The sequence below is a fragment of the Gemmatimonadales bacterium genome (assembly GCA_035502185.1).
Classification (GTDB): domain Bacteria; phylum Gemmatimonadota; class Gemmatimonadetes; order Gemmatimonadales; family JACORV01; genus Fen-1245.
The window spans coordinates 1-14,898 of sequence record DATJUT010000063.1 but is presented as its reverse complement, the minus strand read 5'-3'; the positions used below and the strand labels follow the sequence as shown (position 1 = coordinate 14,898).

Here is a 14,898-nt window from a genome sequence, read left to right as displayed (position 1 = left end):
AGGGTGTAACCTAGCAGCGGGACGGCCCCCCGCGGAGAACCGCGGGCCGCCCCCGGGGCGCACCCTTTCTCGCCGGGCGCGGCGGCGCTAGCCTTTCGGCGTGCATCGCATCCTGGCCCGCGCGCTGATGCAGTCTCCCCGGACGACGCCCCCCGGCCGCGCGGGACTGATCGGTCGCGCCGCCAACGCACCCCCGGGCGCCCCGCCGCCGGACCGCAACGCCGTCACCCGCCTCGCCGTGGCCTTCAAGGAAGCGGTCCTGCGGCTGTTCTCGCCCCACACGACGTCCGAGCAGCTGATGGAGGTGTTGCACCGGGTCGAGGGGATTCGCACCGCCGCCGAGGCGGCGGAGCGCCGCTGGCTCGAGGCCCAGCTGCGGCAGGCGCAGAAGCTCGAGACCATCGGCCAGCTGGCCGGCGGCATCGCGCACGACTTCAACAACATCCTCGCGGTGATCCTCGCCAACAGCGAGCTGCTGGCCTCGGCGATCCCGCCCGACCGCACCGACCTCCTGATCAGCGTGCGGAAGGTCCAGGACGCCGCGCGCGGTGGCGCCAGCATGGTCAAGGGGCTGCTTGGCTTCAGCCGGCGCGCCGACCTCAACTTCAAGACGCTCGACCTGCGCGAGGTCGTGGCCGACCTGTCCCAGATGGTGCGGCCCATCCTCCCGGACAACGTCGAGATGCGCATCGTCCCGCCGCCGGAGCCGTGCCCGGTGTGGGCCGACAGCGGCGCGCTGCAGCAGGTGCTGCTCAACCTCGTCACCAACGCGCGGGACGCGATGGCTCAGGGTGGCACGCTCACCATCGAGGTTTCCGCCGCACCGACGCGCGGAGCGTACCCCGAGACCGCGTCGTGGGGGGAGGCGCAGTCCTACTACTGCGTCGCGGTGAACGACACCGGCGTCGGCATGGATCCGGCGACCGTCGAGCGGGTCTTCGAGCCCTTCTTCACGACCAAGGCACCCGGCACGGGGACCGGGCTGGGCATGGCGATGGTCTACGGTCTCACCAAGCAGCACGGCGGTTTTGTGCACGTGTACAGCGAGCCGGGGATCGGGACGGCCGTCAAGGTCTACCTGCCGGTGTCCCCCGAGGCCGCGGCCGTCGATGCCGCGGCGACCGCCAAGCGCGACGAGCTGGTCGGAGGGAACGAGACGATCCTGCTGGTCGAGGACAAGGAGGAGCTGCGCAGCACCACCCGGCGGGTCCTCGAGCGCCTCGGCTACACGGTCATGGAGGCGGCCGACGGCGAGGAGGCCCTCGGGCTGCACCGCGACCACCGCGACCACATCGACTTGATCCTCTCCGACGTGTTGATGCCCAAGGTGGGCGGGCCCGCGCTCTACCAGGCCGTGCGCGCCACCGACCCCGCGACTCGCTTCCTGTTCACCAGCGGCTACACCGAGAGCGACATCGGGCAGCGCTCGCTGCTCGAGCCGGGCGTGCTGTTCGTGGCGAAGCCGTGGACCATCAGCGACCTGGCGCGCCAGGTTCGGAGAGCGCTCGACCGGCCGACGACGCCGGCGTAGCTACTTCGCCCGCTCCAGGTAGGTCCCGGTTCGCGGATCCACCCGCACCCGCACGCCGCTGTCCAGAAACTCCGGCACCTGGATGGTCATGCCGTTGCTGAGCTTGGCCGGCTTCGTGCTGGCCGTCTTCGTCGCGCTCTTCATCACCGGTGCGGTATCGGCGATCGTGTACTCCATCGCCGCCGGCAGCTGCAGTCCGACCACCTGCCCGTCGAGCATCTCCGCCTGGAGGTGGATCTCCGGCTCGAGCCAGGGCGCCGCCTCGCCCACGACGTCGTTGGCGAGCGTGTATTGCTCGAAGCTGTTGGCGTCCATCACGTGCACGCCCTGGTCGTCGCGGTAGAGCACCTGAAACTCCTTGGTGTCGAGCCGCGCCTCGTCCACGTACTCGGTCGCGATGTATCGGGTGTCGAACGTGTTTCCGCTCACCAGGTTCCGCATCCGGACCTGCACGAACGCGCGCAGGTTCCCGGGCGTGCGGTGCTGGAAATCCAGGACCCGGCACGGCTGGCCGTCAACGATCAGGACGTGCCCCTTGCGTACGTCTGAAGCCTTCATGACTCCCTGCTGCTGCAAAGGTTGAACCAAGGGGCGCCGCAGGAGGCCGACTCTGCCGGCCGCGTTGCGGCGCCCCCAGAACCGGGCGGGAACCTAACCGCCGCGCCCGGTGCGCGCCACCCGCGCCTCAGGGAGCCGGAGACGGCGAAGCCTCGCGATGACGATCGATCCAGGCCCCCAGGCCCAGCAGCACCACCATCAAGAGAACCCCGACCAGCGCGAACGCGGCCGGTGACGGCGGCGGGGTGGGCGCGAGCGATGCCACGTACAGCACGACGAGCAGCGCGACCAGGGCCCACAGTCCGAAGCGCCCTACCGCGTCCCTCGCGCGCGTCGCGCTTGCGTAGAGCGCCACGCCACCGACGAACAGCACGCCCTCGACGACGATCGTGCCCGGGACCGACGCCCACAGCTCCAACCCCACCTTGGGGCCGCCGGGCCACAGCGGCATGTCCGGCCGGTGCGTGACGAAATCCAGCACCCAGTGGCTCACCACCAGCAGCCCGACCACGACGGCGCCCCGATCGTACCGGGTGCGCAGGCGATAGAGCGCCGCGAACAGCACGCCCCACGCGACGAGGGTGAGCAGGCCGTGCGAGAGCGGGTACTGGTCGAGCGTGATCGACAGGAACGGGTTGGTGCCGCCGGCGAACGCCACCTTCTCCCATCCCAGGAGCACGAACAGCGGGAAGAGGATGTCCGCGAACTCGGGAGCCGCGAACAGGGTGCCCAGCGACGTCCTGGGAGCGAGGCGCTTGGCGGCGAAGCCCAGCGCGAAGTGCCCGACGAACACGAGGCCTCCGGACCGGTTGGGAGCTCCCAAGCTACAGGCGGAGCGCCGCGGCTTCCACCGCGGCCGGCGGAGGCTCTAGGCGGCGGCGGGACTCCCGGTGCGCACCCGCCCCGCGACACCGCCGCGGGCCATGGCGCGGACCGTGGGCCTGAACGTGGGCAGGGCTTCGGCGCTCAGGAACGCGTCGTAGACCTCCGGCCTCCACCAGCTCCGGCGCGAGCCCATCTCGCGCAGGGCGTCGGCCGGCGACATCGCCGGCCGGTAGCTGCGGGCGCTGGTGAGCGCGTCGTACACGTCCACGATGCCGATGATGGAGGCGCACAACGGGATCTCGTCCCCCTTCAGGCCGTCGGGGTACCCCGAGCCGTCGCGCTTCTCGTGATGCCAGCGGATGATGGACCTGACGTCGAACGGGAACTCCACACCTTCGAGCAGCTCGAGGCCCCAGACCGCGTGCATCTTCATCACGTCGAACTCGGCCGGGGTCAGGCGCCCGGCCTTGTTGAGGATCTCGTACGGCACGCGGATCTTGCCGACGTCGTGCAGATAGGCGCCGACCCGGACCGCGTCGATCTCGACCTCGGCCATGCCCAAGGCCCCGGCCACCTGCGAGGCGTAGCGCGCCACCCGCTCGCTGTGCCCGTACGTGTAGCCGTCGGACGATTCGATCGACAGCCTGAAGCCGCGGACGACCGCGAGGCCCCTCGCGTCGAGCGACGGGCGCAGGCGACCGGCGTCCCTCTCACGGCGCGCGCCGGCGTCCGCGTGGATCGGGCCGTCGTTCAGCGCGAACCACTGCCTCCGTCCCGCGCCCGCCCAGGCGTCCCCCTGCATCAGCTGCGAGTTCCAGCTTGCCACGCAGCGCATCGCGCCTCCCATTACAGCACAGCTACGGTCGAATCCCGGGTCCGGAAGACGCGCGAGCCCCGCCGGCGGGGGCCCGCGCGGTCGCGTCCCGGTGGCTTACAGGGACAGGGCGACCCCTGCAAAGGTGACGGCGCCCGCGCCGTGGAAGTGACGCCACCCGCCGTTCGGGCCGAGGGCCGGGCAGGCGAGGCGCGGTGGCAATCCGCCGCACCGGCGCCGGCCCCGGCATTCCTGGCCGGATCACCATCCCCGAGGGGGCCGCGCGAGTGAGCCCGACGACCACGGCCGGCCGAACCTCGCTTCGACGCAACCCTTTCCCGGCACCCTGTGTCGGACGTGTGACCGTCACTGCCGGAGTCCCGTGCACGAAGCCGAGCTGATCGCCCGAGCGCGCACCGGTGAGCCGGCGGCGGAGCGGGCGCTGTACGAGGCGCACGTCGACCGGGTGTACCGGCTGGTGTTCCGGCTCGCCGGCGACGCCGACCTGGCGCGGGACTTCACTCAGGACACGTTCGTCCGCGCGTTCGAGCACCTGCACGAGTTCCGTGGTGGATCGCTGTTCTCCACCTGGCTCCATGCAGTCGCCGTGTCGGTCGCGCTCAACGGCTTGCGCAAGGTCAAGCGGCTGCGCCGGCGCGAGACCGGCCTGGAGGACGGTCACGACGTGGCGTGGACGGGCCGCGAAGCCGAGCCCGACCTGAAGCGGCGGCTGGCGGAGGCGATCGATGCGCTGCCAGAGGGATATCGCACCGTGTTCGTGATGCACGACGTGGAAGGCTACACGCACGATGAGATCGGCGCGGCGCTCGGCATCGAGGCCGGCACGTCCAAGGGCCAGCTGTCGCGGGCTCGCGCCAAGCTGCGGGATGCCCTGGCCGACTTCGAGGGAGAGTGGATCCCATGACGACCGAACCCGACGACGCGTTGCCCGAGAGACTGCGGGAAGCGGCCCGGGCGTACCACGCTCCGCCGACCGCTCCGCGCCAGGAGATGTGGGCCGCGATCGCCGCCGAGCTGGAGCGCCGTCGTGCGGCCCGGCGCAACCTGAGGCGGCTCCGCTGGGGCCTGGCGCTCGCGGCCACGCTGGTCCTGGGGATCGGGCTCGGAAGGCTCGGCTGGATGGCGGCTCCGCGGACGGGCGCGTCCACGGCCGCGGCTCCCGGTACGTTTTCCGCTCCCTACCGCCTGGCGGCCGCGCAGTATCTCGCCCGCACCGAGGTCCTGCTCACCGGCTTTCGCGCCGAGAGCCGGGGGCGCCGGCTGGATCCGCAGTTCGTCGCCTCGGCGCGCGATCTCCTCACCACCACGCGCCTGATGCTCGATTCCCCCGTCGGCCGCGATGCCGAGCTGCGGTCCCTGCTGCAGGATCTCGAGCTGGTTCTGGCGCAGATCACCCAGCTGCGGGGCGAGGCCGGGCGTCAGGACGACATCGACTTGATCAACGAGGGACTGACCCAACACAGCGTGCTGACCCGGCTCCGGGCCGCGACTCCCGCGGCCGCCGGGGCTGCGCGCACCCAAGGAGCACTGTGATGTCCAGCAAGCTCTCGCTGCTCGCCGCCGTCGCGCTCGCCCTGCAGACCGCCCCCGCCTCCGCGCCGGCGCCGCGCGCCGCCGGTGCCGCCGGATGGCCGTCCCTCGGCGCGCAGGCGCCGGCGCCCGGGGCCATCGCCGCTCCCGACGGTCGCCTCTTCGCCTCCGAGCCGCCTGCGGCATGGGCTCCCGACGATCCCGGCGATTCCCTGTATCGCGCCGCGCGCCAGCTCCTGAACCGGGGTCGCTACGCCGACGCCGCGACCGCGTTCCGCGACCTGATCCGGCGGTATCCGCGGTCGGAGTACGTGCCGGATGCACACTACTGGGCGGCCTTCGCGCTCTACCGGACGGGCGACGACGCCAATCTCCGCGTCGCCACCACCCTGCTCGAGTACCAGGCCGCGCACTTCCCGCGTGCCGCGACGCGCGGCGACGGCGACGCCCTGCTGGCCCGCGTCTACGGCGAGCTGGCGCGCCGCGGCGACCCCCGGGCCGGCGAGTGGATCCAGGCCCACGCCGGCGCCACCGGTGCCGACACGGGCCAGGCCACCCAGCGCGCGTGCTCCGACGACGATGACGACCCCCGCGTGGCGGCGATGAACGCGTTGATGCAGATGGACGCGGTGAACGCGGTGCCGGTCCTGAAGCAGGTGCTGGCCCGCCGCGACCCGTGCTCCGCCGGCCTGCGGCGGCGGGCCGTCTTCGTCTTGTCGCAGAAGCGCACGCCGGAGACCGAGGACGTGCTGCTCTCGGTCGCGCGCGACGACCCGGACGGCGACGTGCGGGAGCAGGCGGTGTTCTGGCTCTCGCAGGTGGGCAGCGAGCGCGCGGTCACCGCCCTGGACTCGATCCTGCGGACCTCGACCGACGAGGACCTGCGCGAGAAGGCCGTGTTCGCCCTGTCGCAGATCCGGGATCCCCGCGCGGAGCAGATGCTCCGGGCTTACGCCGGACGCGAGGACGCGCCGGAGGAGACGCGCGAGAAGGCGGTCTTCTGGCTGGGCCAGCAGCACGAGGCGGACAACGGGTCGTTCCTGCGCGACCTGTATGCGCGGGTGTCCTCCTCGGACCTCAAGGAGAAGATCATCTTCTCGCTCTCCCAGATGCACTCGGAGGAGAACACCCGCTGGCTGATGGATCTCGCGGTGAATTCGCGCGAGGACGTCGACCTCAGGAAGAAGGCGCTGTTCTGGGCCGGCCAGACCGGGGCCGGCATCGCCGACCTGACGCAGCTGTACGACCGCATCAGCGACGTCGATCTGAAGGAGCAGCTGATCTTCGTGTATTCCCAGCGCCACGAGCCGCAGGCGCTGGACAAGATCATCGACATCGCACGGCACGAGACGAACCCGGACCTGCGCAAGAAGGCGCTGTTCTGGCTGGGCCAGTCCCACGACCCGCGCGCGGCGCAGGTCCTCCTGGAGATCGTCAACCAATGACCCGGGCGTTCCTCGTCTTCACGGCGGCGCTCGGCGCCGCGCTGCCGGTGCGGGCCCAGTCCCTTGCACAGCGCGTCGCGCGCGCCCCGGACGGCGCGGTCCGGCTGACGTACGCCGCGCGGCCGGGCGTATGCGGCAACGGCGCCGGCAACATCTCGTTCGACTGCGCCGGCGGGTACTGTGGACGGCACCGGGTCAACTCCAGCGCCGACTGGGACGACGACGAATGTCCCTGCGACTCGGGCCCCGTGCGCCTGGTTCTCCAGGTGGAGGGCGGCGTGGTCACCCACCTGCGGACCTACGTCGGCGGCCGCTGGAAGCCGGCCAGCGGCGTGACGGACCTGGGAACGGTCCCGGCCGCCGAGGCGGCGCGCTTCCTCGTGGACCTGGCACGCCGCGCGGACGTGCCGGCCGCGCACGACGCCGTCTTCCCTGCGACCCTCGCGGACTCCGCGAGCGTCTGGCCCGATCTCGTCCGGCTCGCGCGCGACGGCGTCGCGCCCCGCCGCTCTCGCGAGCAGGCGGTGTTCTGGCTGGGTGAGGCGGCGGGCGTGGCCGCGACCGCGGACCTCACCGCCATGGCGGGCGACGACTCGCTGGATCGCGACGTACGCGAGCAGGCCGTCTTCGCCCTGTCGCAGCAGCCACGGGACGTCGGCGTCCCGGCCCTGATTCGGATCGCCCGCTCCAACCGCGACCCGGACGTCCGCCGCAAGGCTTTCTTCTGGCTCGGCCAGACCGGCGACCCACGTGCCGTCGCCTTGTTCGAGGAGGTGCTGACCCGGCACTGATCGGATCGCGCAACGCCGGGGGCGCGCGCGGCGACGACCGCGCGGGATGCGTGCCCCTACGAGTATTCCTGCTTCGCTCCATCGCCGTGTCCGGCGCCGGGGAGTTGTCCGGGAACGGACGTCCTGGGCGCGATTGCCGGCGTTTGCCCATTCATAAACCAGTTGGCTATCGTTGGTTCATGACCAAAAGGCTGTCCGTTTCCTGTGCATACGGCACCTGACGCCGTCCTCGGGTCCCTTGCCGATCCGACGTGCCGGGCGCTGTGCGAGCGCCTGAGCCGCGAGGGCGAGCGGACCGTGCGGATGCTGATCGGCCACGCGGACGTCTCCCAGCCCGCGGTCTCGAAGCACCTGGGCGTGCTGAAGCACGCGGGGCTGGTGCGGGCCAGGCGCAAGGGACGCCAGACGCACTACAGCGCCCGGCCGCGAGGGCTCGCACCCCTGGTGGACTGGATGAGCTTCTTCGGCGCCTTCTGGCGCGGGCGCCTCGATCGCCTCGAAGGCCTGCTGGGTCAGAATGGACCAATGACCGGGGAGGGGAACCGATGAGGATCAAGCTGGTCAGCGTATACGTCGACGACCAGGACAAGGCGCTGCGGTTCTACACCGAGGTGCTGGGCTTCACCAAGAAGGCCGATTTCCGTCAGGGGCCGTTTCGGTGGCTGACGGTGGCCTCGGCGGAGGAGCCGGACGGCACCCAGCTGCAGCTGGCGCTGAACGACGACCCGGCGGCCAGGGCTTACCAGCAGGCCAGGTTCCAGGCCAACCAGCCCGCGGCCATGTTCTTCACCGACGACGTCAAGGCCGACTACGCGCGGATCAAGGGTCGCGGCGCCGAGTTCACCATGCCCCCAACCGAGGTGACCGGCTCGACCATTGCCATGCTCAAGGACACCTGCGGCAACTTGGTTCAGATCACGCAGCTGGCACGCTGGTAGGACCGGCGGTCATCTGGATCGCTCCAGAGGACTGGACTGACGATGATGTAGACGAGCGCGCTACTCACTCCGCAGCGCCACCACCGGGTCCACCCGCCCCGCCCGCCGCGCCGGTACGTAGGTGGCCGCCAACGCCACCAGCCCGAGCGCGAACGCCGCCCCGCCGAACGTCACGAGATCCGTGCTCGTTACCCCATAGAGCAACGAGCGCAGCGCGCGCGTGGCGCCGAACGCCGCCGCGAGTCCGATGGCGAGACCGATCCCGACCAGCACCACCGTCTCGCTCAACAGGAGGCCGAGGACGTCGATCGTTCGCGCGCCCATGGCGATGCGAATCCCCAGCTCCCGCGTGCGCTGCGACACCGCGTAGGCGGTCACGCCGGCGATCCCGATGACCGCCAGCACGAGCGCGAGTCCCGCGAAGAGCGTGATGAGCGCGGTGATGAGCCTGAGGCTCGCGTAGCGCTGCTGGATGATCTGATCGTAGGTCGTGATCTCCGCGATCGGCTGGGCGGCGTCCTCGGCGTGCACCGCCTGCCGCAGCTCGGGCACGACGCGCAGCGGATGCGCCGAGCGGAGCACGACCCACATCTCGTCGTAGTTCCGGCTCCGCGACTGCGTGAGCGGGACGTAGACGGTGGGCCTCCCCTCGCGCTCGAGCGATTCGCCGCGCACGTCGCCCGCGACGCCCACGACCGCGGCGTTGCCGTCGGCGCCCATCCCGCCCTGGCCGATCGGGTTCTGATGCGGCCAGAGTCGGTGCGCGAGCGCCTGGCTCACCACGCAGACCTCCTTCGAGCCCTCGCGGTCCTCGGCGGTGATCGCACGACCCTGGAGGATGGGGACGTGCATGGTCGAGAAGTAGGCCGGCCCGACGCTCACCGCGGCGATCTCGAGGAACTGATCCAGGTCGTCGGGGCGTATGGCGTGCGGATTCATCCCCACCGTATTGACCTCGGCGAGCGGCAGCCCGTCGGCGATCGTGATCGCGCCGACGCCCGGCCGCCCCCGGAGGCGCTGGAGGAGGTCGTCGAAGAAGGCGCGCTTCTGACTCGCCGCGGAGTACGTCGCCGGCGTGAGACGGATCCGCGCCGCCACGAGCCCCTGCGGGTCGAATCCGGGATCGACCGCGTTCAGGCTGATGAAGCTCCGGACCAGGAGGGCCGAGCCCACGAGCAGCACCAGCGCCAGCGCCACCTCGCTCACCACGAGCACGTCGCGCGCGCGGCGGCGCTGCCGTCCGACGGTGCCGCCCGCGCTGTCGCGCAGGGACTGCTCGAGCGCCGGGGCCGAGGCGCGCAGCGCGGGCACGATGCCGAAGCCCAGGCCGGTCGCCACGGCGAGGAGCACGGTGAAGCCGAGCACCGCGCCGTCGAGGCCGACCACGTACCCGTGCGGGAGCTGGGCGGCGAGGAGATGGAGGCCCAGGGCCGCGAGCAGCAGCCCCACCACGGCGGCGCCCAGCGCGAGGAGCACGCTCTCGACCAGCAGCTGGCGGACGATCGTCCAGCGACCCGCGCCGATGGCGCGCCGCACGGCGAACTCCTTCTCGCGGGTGTTCGCGCGCGCGACGAGGAGGTTCGCCGCGTTGACGCACGCGATGAGCAGCACCAGCGCCACCGCGCCGAAGAGAATCAGGAGCGGCTGCCGCGCGTCGCCCACGACCTGATCGCGCAGCAGGTGGGCCACGAAGGTCTCCCCGCTCCCGACCTTCGAGATCGGCTGCCCCGAGGCCGAGATGCGGCTGGCGAGGAGATCGAGATCGCTCCGGAGCCTGCCCAGCGAAGCCCCCGGCCCGAGGCGCGCCACCGTCGAGAACGCGCGGTACATCCGCATCTCGGCCATGGCCGGGTCGGCGAGGGCGAAGCCGATCGGAATCCAGACGTCGGTGCGCGCGTCGGGGAACGCGAAGCCGGCCGGCATTACCCCGGCGATGGTGAAGCTCGTGTCGTCCAGCGTGATCAGGCGCCCCAGCGCGCTCGCGTCCCGGTTGAAGCTGGAGAGCCAGAGCGCGTGGGAGATGATCGCGACCGGGGCGTGCGTGTCGCCTGCGTTGAACGCGCGCCCGATGGCCGGCGACACACCGAGGACCGAGAAGAGATCGGCGGAGGCCCGGGTGACCTGCAATTCGCGCGGCTCGTCGGTGTTCGTGAAGTTGTAGCGGTCGCTGGAGTATGCGGCGATGCCGGAGACGGCATCGTTCAGCTTCCGGATGTCCCGATAGTCCGGATACGACAGCGCCATGGCCGCGTTCGTCTCCCCGCCCAGCGCGACGCTCGATCCGATCGTCACCAGCCGGTCCGCCTCGCGGTAGGGCAGCGGTCGCAGGAGCACCCCGTCCACGACGCTGAAGATGGCGGTGTTGGCGCCGATGCCGAGGGCCAGGGTCAGCACGGCGACGAGCGCAAAGCCCGGGTTGCGGCGAACGGCGCGGAGTGCGCAACGGACGTCCTGTTGCGCGTGATCGAGCCACGAGATGGACCACCGCTCCCGCGCCTCTTCCCGCACCAGGGTCGCGTTCCCGAGCCGGCGCCGGGCCGCGTACGCCGCCTCTTCCGTGCTCGCGCCGCCCGCGACCGCGTCCCGCTCGAGGTGCTCCCGATGGAACTGCAGTTCTTCCGCGAGCTCCCGGTCGAGCGCGCCGCGCCGGCGCCAGTCACGCGCTCTCGCCACCCACTCGCGGAGGAAGATCATGCGGGCCGCATCACCAGGCCGACCGCAGCCATCAGCTCCGAGAAGCCGGCCTCCTCGGCGTTCAGCTGGCGCCGGCCCGCCGGGGTGACGGTGTAGTAGCGCGCCCGCTGGTTGTTGGGCGTCTGCCGCCACTCGGCCTTGATCCAGCCCTTCTGCCGCATCCGCTGGAGCGCCGGATAGAGCGACCCCTCCTCCACCTGGAGCACTTCGCGCGACATCCGGTGGAGGTGCTGCGCGATGCCGTAACCGTGCATGGGCTGCACGGTCAGCGTCTTGAGGATGAGCATGTCGAGCAGTCCCGGGAGCAGCTCGCGCTTCGCCGGACGGTTCACGAAGTGGCCATGGGTGGTCTATGGGATAGACAGTCTATGGCCGTGACCGGGCGGATGCAAGCGTGGGCACTGACGCTCCAGAGCCCGGTTGCGAGCGCAACCGCGTCCGTACCGCGCATGGCGCCGCTCATCACCCAGCCGCCGCCGCGCCAATGCCACTACAGACGCAGGGTCTCGATGAGCGCGGAGAGCGCCGCCGGCAGCTGCCGCCGGCTGGGGTAGTACAGGTAGAAGCCGGGGAATGGCGGGCACCAGTCCCCGAGCGCCCGGAGGAGCTTCCCACTCGCGAGTTGCTCTCCGGCGTGCTCCACCGTCGTGTACGCGAGCCCCGCGCCGTCCACCGCCGCCCGAAGCATGACGTCGACGTCGTCCACGATGAGCGGACCGCTGACCGCCACGGTGAGGGACTCGCTCCCCTTGTCGAACTCCCATCGGTACACCGGGCCGGATCCGTGCCGGAAGTTGATGCACCGGTGACTCGTGAGGTCACGCGGGGACGCCGGCTTCGGATGCGACTTGAAGTAGCCAGGCGAGCCGACGATGGCCGGCGTGAGTTCGCGGGACACGCGGATCGCGATCATGTCCCGTTCGATGAACTCGCCGAGGTGGATTCCCGCGTCGAAGCGCCCGGCGACGAGATCGATGCGGTTCTCGTCAGTCGTGACGTCCAGCACCACATCGGGGTACTCGCGCGCGAACCGCCCGAGCTTCGGCGCGAGCACCGTCATCGCGGCGATGGGGGCTACCAGGAGCCGCACACGCCCCGCGGGCCGGTCGCGATGGCCAGAGAGCAGCTCCAGTGCCCCCCGTATGTCACCGAGTGCCGGGCGAAGCCGAGCGAGGAACTCCTCCCCCGCTTCCGTCGGGGCGACGCTGCGCGTCGTGCGCGCAAGCAGGCGTACTCCGACCCGTTCTTCCAGCGCCCGAATCGCGTGGCTCAGGGCCGAGGGCGACACATCCAGCTGCTTTGCCGCCCGCGTGAAGCTGCGCTCCTCCGCCACCAAGAGGAACGCCGACAACACGTTGAGATCGTCGCGAGCCATTTGTGAACAATATTCATAGACCCATGCCGATTCCACCAGCTATTCGGCGGACCAGGTTGCGGGGTACTGTGAGTTCGGTAATCGCCACAGCGGGAGGAGCGATGCAGAAGCGCACACTGGGAAGAAGTGGTCTCGAGGTCTCGGCCCTCGGCCTCGGCTGCATGGGGATGAGCTTCGCGTACCCTCCGTATCCGGACCGGAAGGAGATGATCTCCCTCATTCGGTCAGCGGTGGAGCGCGGCGTCACCTTCTTCGACACGGCGGAAGCGTACGGGCCGTTCGCGAATGAGGAGCTCGTCGGCGAGGCTCTTGCGCCGTTCAAGAGCCAAGTGGTCATCGCAACCAAGTTCGGCTTCGAGTTCGGACCGGACGGTGGACAGAGTGGGACCAACAGCCGGCCCGACCACGTCAAGGCGGTCGCGGACGCCTCGCTCAAGCGCCTCAAGGTCGGTACGATCGACCTGTTCTACCAGCATCGCGTGGACCCCGCCGTGCCGATCGAGGACGTGGCCGGTGCCGTGAAGGACCTGATCAGGGCCGGCAAGGTCCGTCACTTCGGAATGTCGGAGGCCGGCCCAAAGACCATTCGCCGCGCCCACGCGGTTCAGCCGGTCACCGCCCTGCAGAGCGAGTACTCGTTGTGGTGGCGGAAGCCGGAAGACGAGATCATTCCGACCCTCGAAGAGCTGGGCATCGGGTTCGTGCCGTTCAGCCCGCTGGGGAAGGGCTTCCTCACGGGGAAGATCGACGAGAAGACGGCGTTCGGCAGCACCGATTTCCGGAACATCGTGCCCCGCTTCACGCCGGAGGCCCGGAAGGCGAACCAAGGCCTGGTGGACCTGTTGCGGCGGATCGCCCGGCAAAAGAGGGCGACGCCGGCGCAGATCGCGCTCGCCTGGCTGCTCGCGCAGAAGCCGTGGATTGCGCCGATCCCGGGCACGACCAAGCTCACCCGACTCGAGGAGAACATCGGCGGCGCAGACGTCGAATTGACGCCGGACGACCTGCGGGAGATCGATGGCGCCGCCGCGAACATCACGATCCAGGGGGCGCGCTATCCGGAGCACCTGGAGAAAAGGACTGGCCTCTGATGGAGATCACACGCACTGGGCTTCAGCCTTCCAGCAAGGGCCCGGATGACTGGTTCACCGGCACGGTACGGATCGACCCGTTGTTTCAGGCGCGCGCTCCTGCGCGCGCAGCCGGCAACGCCGTGACGTTCGAGCCCGGTGCGCGGACCGCATGGCACACGCACCCGCTGGGGCAGATTCTCATCGTCACCTTCGGCTGGGGTTGGGTCCAGCGCCAGGGCGGGCCGATCGAACAGGTCCGTCCGGGGGACGTGGTCTGGTTCGAGCCGGGCGAGAAGCACTGGCATGGGGCTTCGCCGACCACGGCAATGACGCACATCGCCATCCAGGAGGCGCTCGACGGCAAGGCGGTCGAGTGGATGGAGAAGGTGCGCGACGACGAATACCAGCGCGGGCCCCAGGCCCGGCGCTGACCCGGTTCACGGAGCAGGAGCAGTCAGGATGCGCGCGACCATCATGTACGGCGCGGGCGACGTTCGCGTCGAGAACGTCCCGGACGCCCGCATCAGGGAGCCGACCGACGCCCTCGTGCGCGTGACGCGGGCGTGCATCTGCGGCAGCGACCTCTGGCCTTACAAGGAGATGGAGCCGAGCGCCACGGGCGTGCGCATGGGCCACGAGTTCATCGGCATCGTGGAGGACGTCGGCGCCGAGGTGTGCACGGTGAAGCGCGGCGACGTGGTCGTGGCGCCCTTCGCCATCTCGGACGGCACGTGCGAGTTCTGCCGGGAGGGGCTTCAGACGTCGTGTCTCCACGGCGGCTGGTGGGGCGGCACCGAGCAGGACGGCGGCCAGGGTGAGGCGGTTCGCGCGCCGCATGCCGACGGGACGCTGGTCAAGCTCCCGGTGGGGCAGGACGACGGTCTGATGCCGTCGCTGCTCACGCTTTCGGACGTGATGGGCACCGGCCACCACGCGGCGCGAGCCGCGCGCGTGGGCCCCGGGAAGACGGCGGCGGTGATCGGCGACGGGGCGGTCGGACTCTGCGGCGTCATCGCGGCCCGCCGCCTGGGCGCCGAGTCGGTCATCCTGTTGGGCAGTCACCTCGACCGCATCGCGCTGGCCCGGGAATTCGGTGCAACGGAGATCGTGAGCGAGCGCGGCGACGCGGGCACCGAGCGGGTGCGCGAGCTGACGCGGGGCCTGGGCGCCCACAGCGTTCTCGAGTGCGTGGGCTCGGAGCCAGCCATGCTGACGGCGATGCGCATCGCGCGCCCCGGCGGGGCGGTCGGCCGCGTCGGCGTACCGCACTACGGGGCGACGCCGTGGGCGCAGGAGAGCTTCT

The 14,898-nt window shown here is 70.9% G+C and carries 16 protein-coding genes; 10 read left to right on the top strand and 6 right to left on the bottom strand.

The genetic code is table 11. From position 1 onward, the window contains the following. Positions 1 to 100 precede the first annotated feature (100 nt). The gene (locus VMF70_08325; GenBank protein ID HTT68019.1) at positions 101 to 1,531 is read left to right on the top strand and encodes an ATP-binding protein; all 1,431 of its coding nucleotides are present in this window, start codon (positions 101 to 103) and stop codon (positions 1,529 to 1,531) included. Here VMF70_08325 and efp read toward each other — a convergent pair whose 3' ends face one another. The 3 genes from efp to VMF70_08310 all read right to left on the bottom strand — a co-directional run bounded on the left by efp (position 1,532) and on the right by VMF70_08310 (position 3,749). Continuing rightward, positions 1,532 to 2,089 (bottom strand): elongation factor P, encoded by a 558-nt coding sequence (gene efp / locus VMF70_08320; protein ID HTT68018.1) that lies wholly within the window; start codon positions 2,087 to 2,089, stop codon positions 1,532 to 1,534. It abuts the gene before it with no gap. Between the two features lie 127 nt (positions 2,090 to 2,216). Continuing rightward, positions 2,217 to 2,882: a hypothetical protein gene (locus VMF70_08315; GenBank protein ID HTT68017.1), complete on the bottom strand. Its 666-nt coding sequence runs from the start codon at positions 2,880 to 2,882 to the stop codon at positions 2,217 to 2,219. 75 nt (positions 2,883 to 2,957) lie between these two features. Further along, positions 2,958 to 3,749, bottom strand: coding sequence for an HD-GYP domain-containing protein (locus VMF70_08310; protein HTT68016.1), 792 nt, complete (start codon positions 3,747 to 3,749; stop codon positions 2,958 to 2,960). A gap of 361 nt (positions 3,750 to 4,110) precedes the next feature. Here VMF70_08310 and VMF70_08305 point away from each other — a divergent pair, with 361 nt between their 5' ends. From VMF70_08305 to VMF70_08280, 6 genes are all read left to right on the top strand, one after another. Further along, entirely contained in the window at positions 4,111 to 4,653 is a 543-nt protein-coding gene (locus tag VMF70_08305; GenBank protein HTT68015.1) for an RNA polymerase sigma factor, read from the top strand. Then, on the top strand, positions 4,650 to 5,282 hold the full coding sequence (locus VMF70_08300) for a hypothetical protein (GenBank protein ID HTT68014.1): 633 nt from the start codon (positions 4,650 to 4,652) through the stop codon (positions 5,280 to 5,282). The genes VMF70_08305 and VMF70_08300 overlap by 4 nt, the downstream gene beginning before the upstream one ends. Further along, a complete protein-coding gene (locus VMF70_08295) occupies positions 5,282 to 6,724 on the top strand; it encodes a HEAT repeat domain-containing protein (protein HTT68013.1) in 1,443 nt (480 codons plus the stop codon). The genes VMF70_08300 and VMF70_08295 overlap by 1 nt, the downstream gene beginning before the upstream one ends. Continuing rightward, positions 6,721 to 7,515, top strand: a complete 795-nt coding sequence (locus tag VMF70_08290) for a HEAT repeat domain-containing protein (GenBank protein ID HTT68012.1) — start codon at positions 6,721 to 6,723, stop codon at positions 7,513 to 7,515. The genes VMF70_08295 and VMF70_08290 overlap by 4 nt, the downstream gene beginning before the upstream one ends. A gap of 204 nt (positions 7,516 to 7,719) precedes the next feature. Continuing rightward, positions 7,720 to 8,064 carry a metalloregulator ArsR/SmtB family transcription factor gene (locus VMF70_08285; GenBank protein HTT68011.1) on the top strand — a complete coding sequence of 115 codons (345 nt, stop codon included), beginning with the start codon at positions 7,720 to 7,722 and terminating at the stop codon, positions 8,062 to 8,064. Beyond that, positions 8,061 to 8,453, top strand: a complete 393-nt coding sequence (locus tag VMF70_08280) for a VOC family protein (GenBank protein ID HTT68010.1) — start codon at positions 8,061 to 8,063, stop codon at positions 8,451 to 8,453. The genes VMF70_08285 and VMF70_08280 overlap by 4 nt, the downstream gene beginning before the upstream one ends. 60 nt (positions 8,454 to 8,513) lie before the next feature. Here the strand turns inward: VMF70_08280 and VMF70_08275 are convergent, their stop codons facing one another. From VMF70_08275 to VMF70_08265, 3 genes are all read right to left on the bottom strand, one after another. Further along, on the bottom strand, positions 8,514 to 11,147 hold the full coding sequence (locus VMF70_08275) for an ABC transporter permease (protein ID HTT68009.1): 2,634 nt from the start codon (positions 11,145 to 11,147) through the stop codon (positions 8,514 to 8,516). Beyond that, on the bottom strand, positions 11,144 to 11,479 hold the full coding sequence (locus tag VMF70_08270; GenBank protein HTT68008.1) for a PadR family transcriptional regulator: 336 nt from the start codon (positions 11,477 to 11,479) through the stop codon (positions 11,144 to 11,146). The genes VMF70_08275 and VMF70_08270 overlap by 4 nt, the downstream gene beginning before the upstream one ends. A gap of 158 nt (positions 11,480 to 11,637) precedes the next feature. Further along, entirely contained in the window at positions 11,638 to 12,558 is a 921-nt protein-coding gene (locus tag VMF70_08265) for a LysR family transcriptional regulator (GenBank protein HTT68007.1), read from the bottom strand. A gap of 65 nt (positions 12,559 to 12,623) precedes the next feature. Here VMF70_08265 and VMF70_08260 point away from each other — a divergent pair, with 65 nt between their 5' ends. The 3 genes from VMF70_08260 to VMF70_08250 form a co-directional block, all read left to right on the top strand. Further along, the gene (locus VMF70_08260; protein ID HTT68006.1) at positions 12,624 to 13,613 is read left to right on the top strand and encodes an aldo/keto reductase; all 990 of its coding nucleotides are present in this window, start codon (positions 12,624 to 12,626) and stop codon (positions 13,611 to 13,613) included. Next, positions 13,613 to 14,026 (top strand): cupin domain-containing protein, encoded by a 414-nt coding sequence (locus VMF70_08255; protein ID HTT68005.1) that lies wholly within the window; start codon positions 13,613 to 13,615, stop codon positions 14,024 to 14,026. Before VMF70_08260 ends, VMF70_08255 begins: the two co-directional genes overlap by 1 nt. A gap of 28 nt (positions 14,027 to 14,054) precedes the next feature. Further along, positions 14,055 to 14,898 (top strand): alcohol dehydrogenase catalytic domain-containing protein (locus tag VMF70_08250; GenBank protein HTT68004.1); only part of this gene is annotated, 844 nt, incomplete at its 3' end.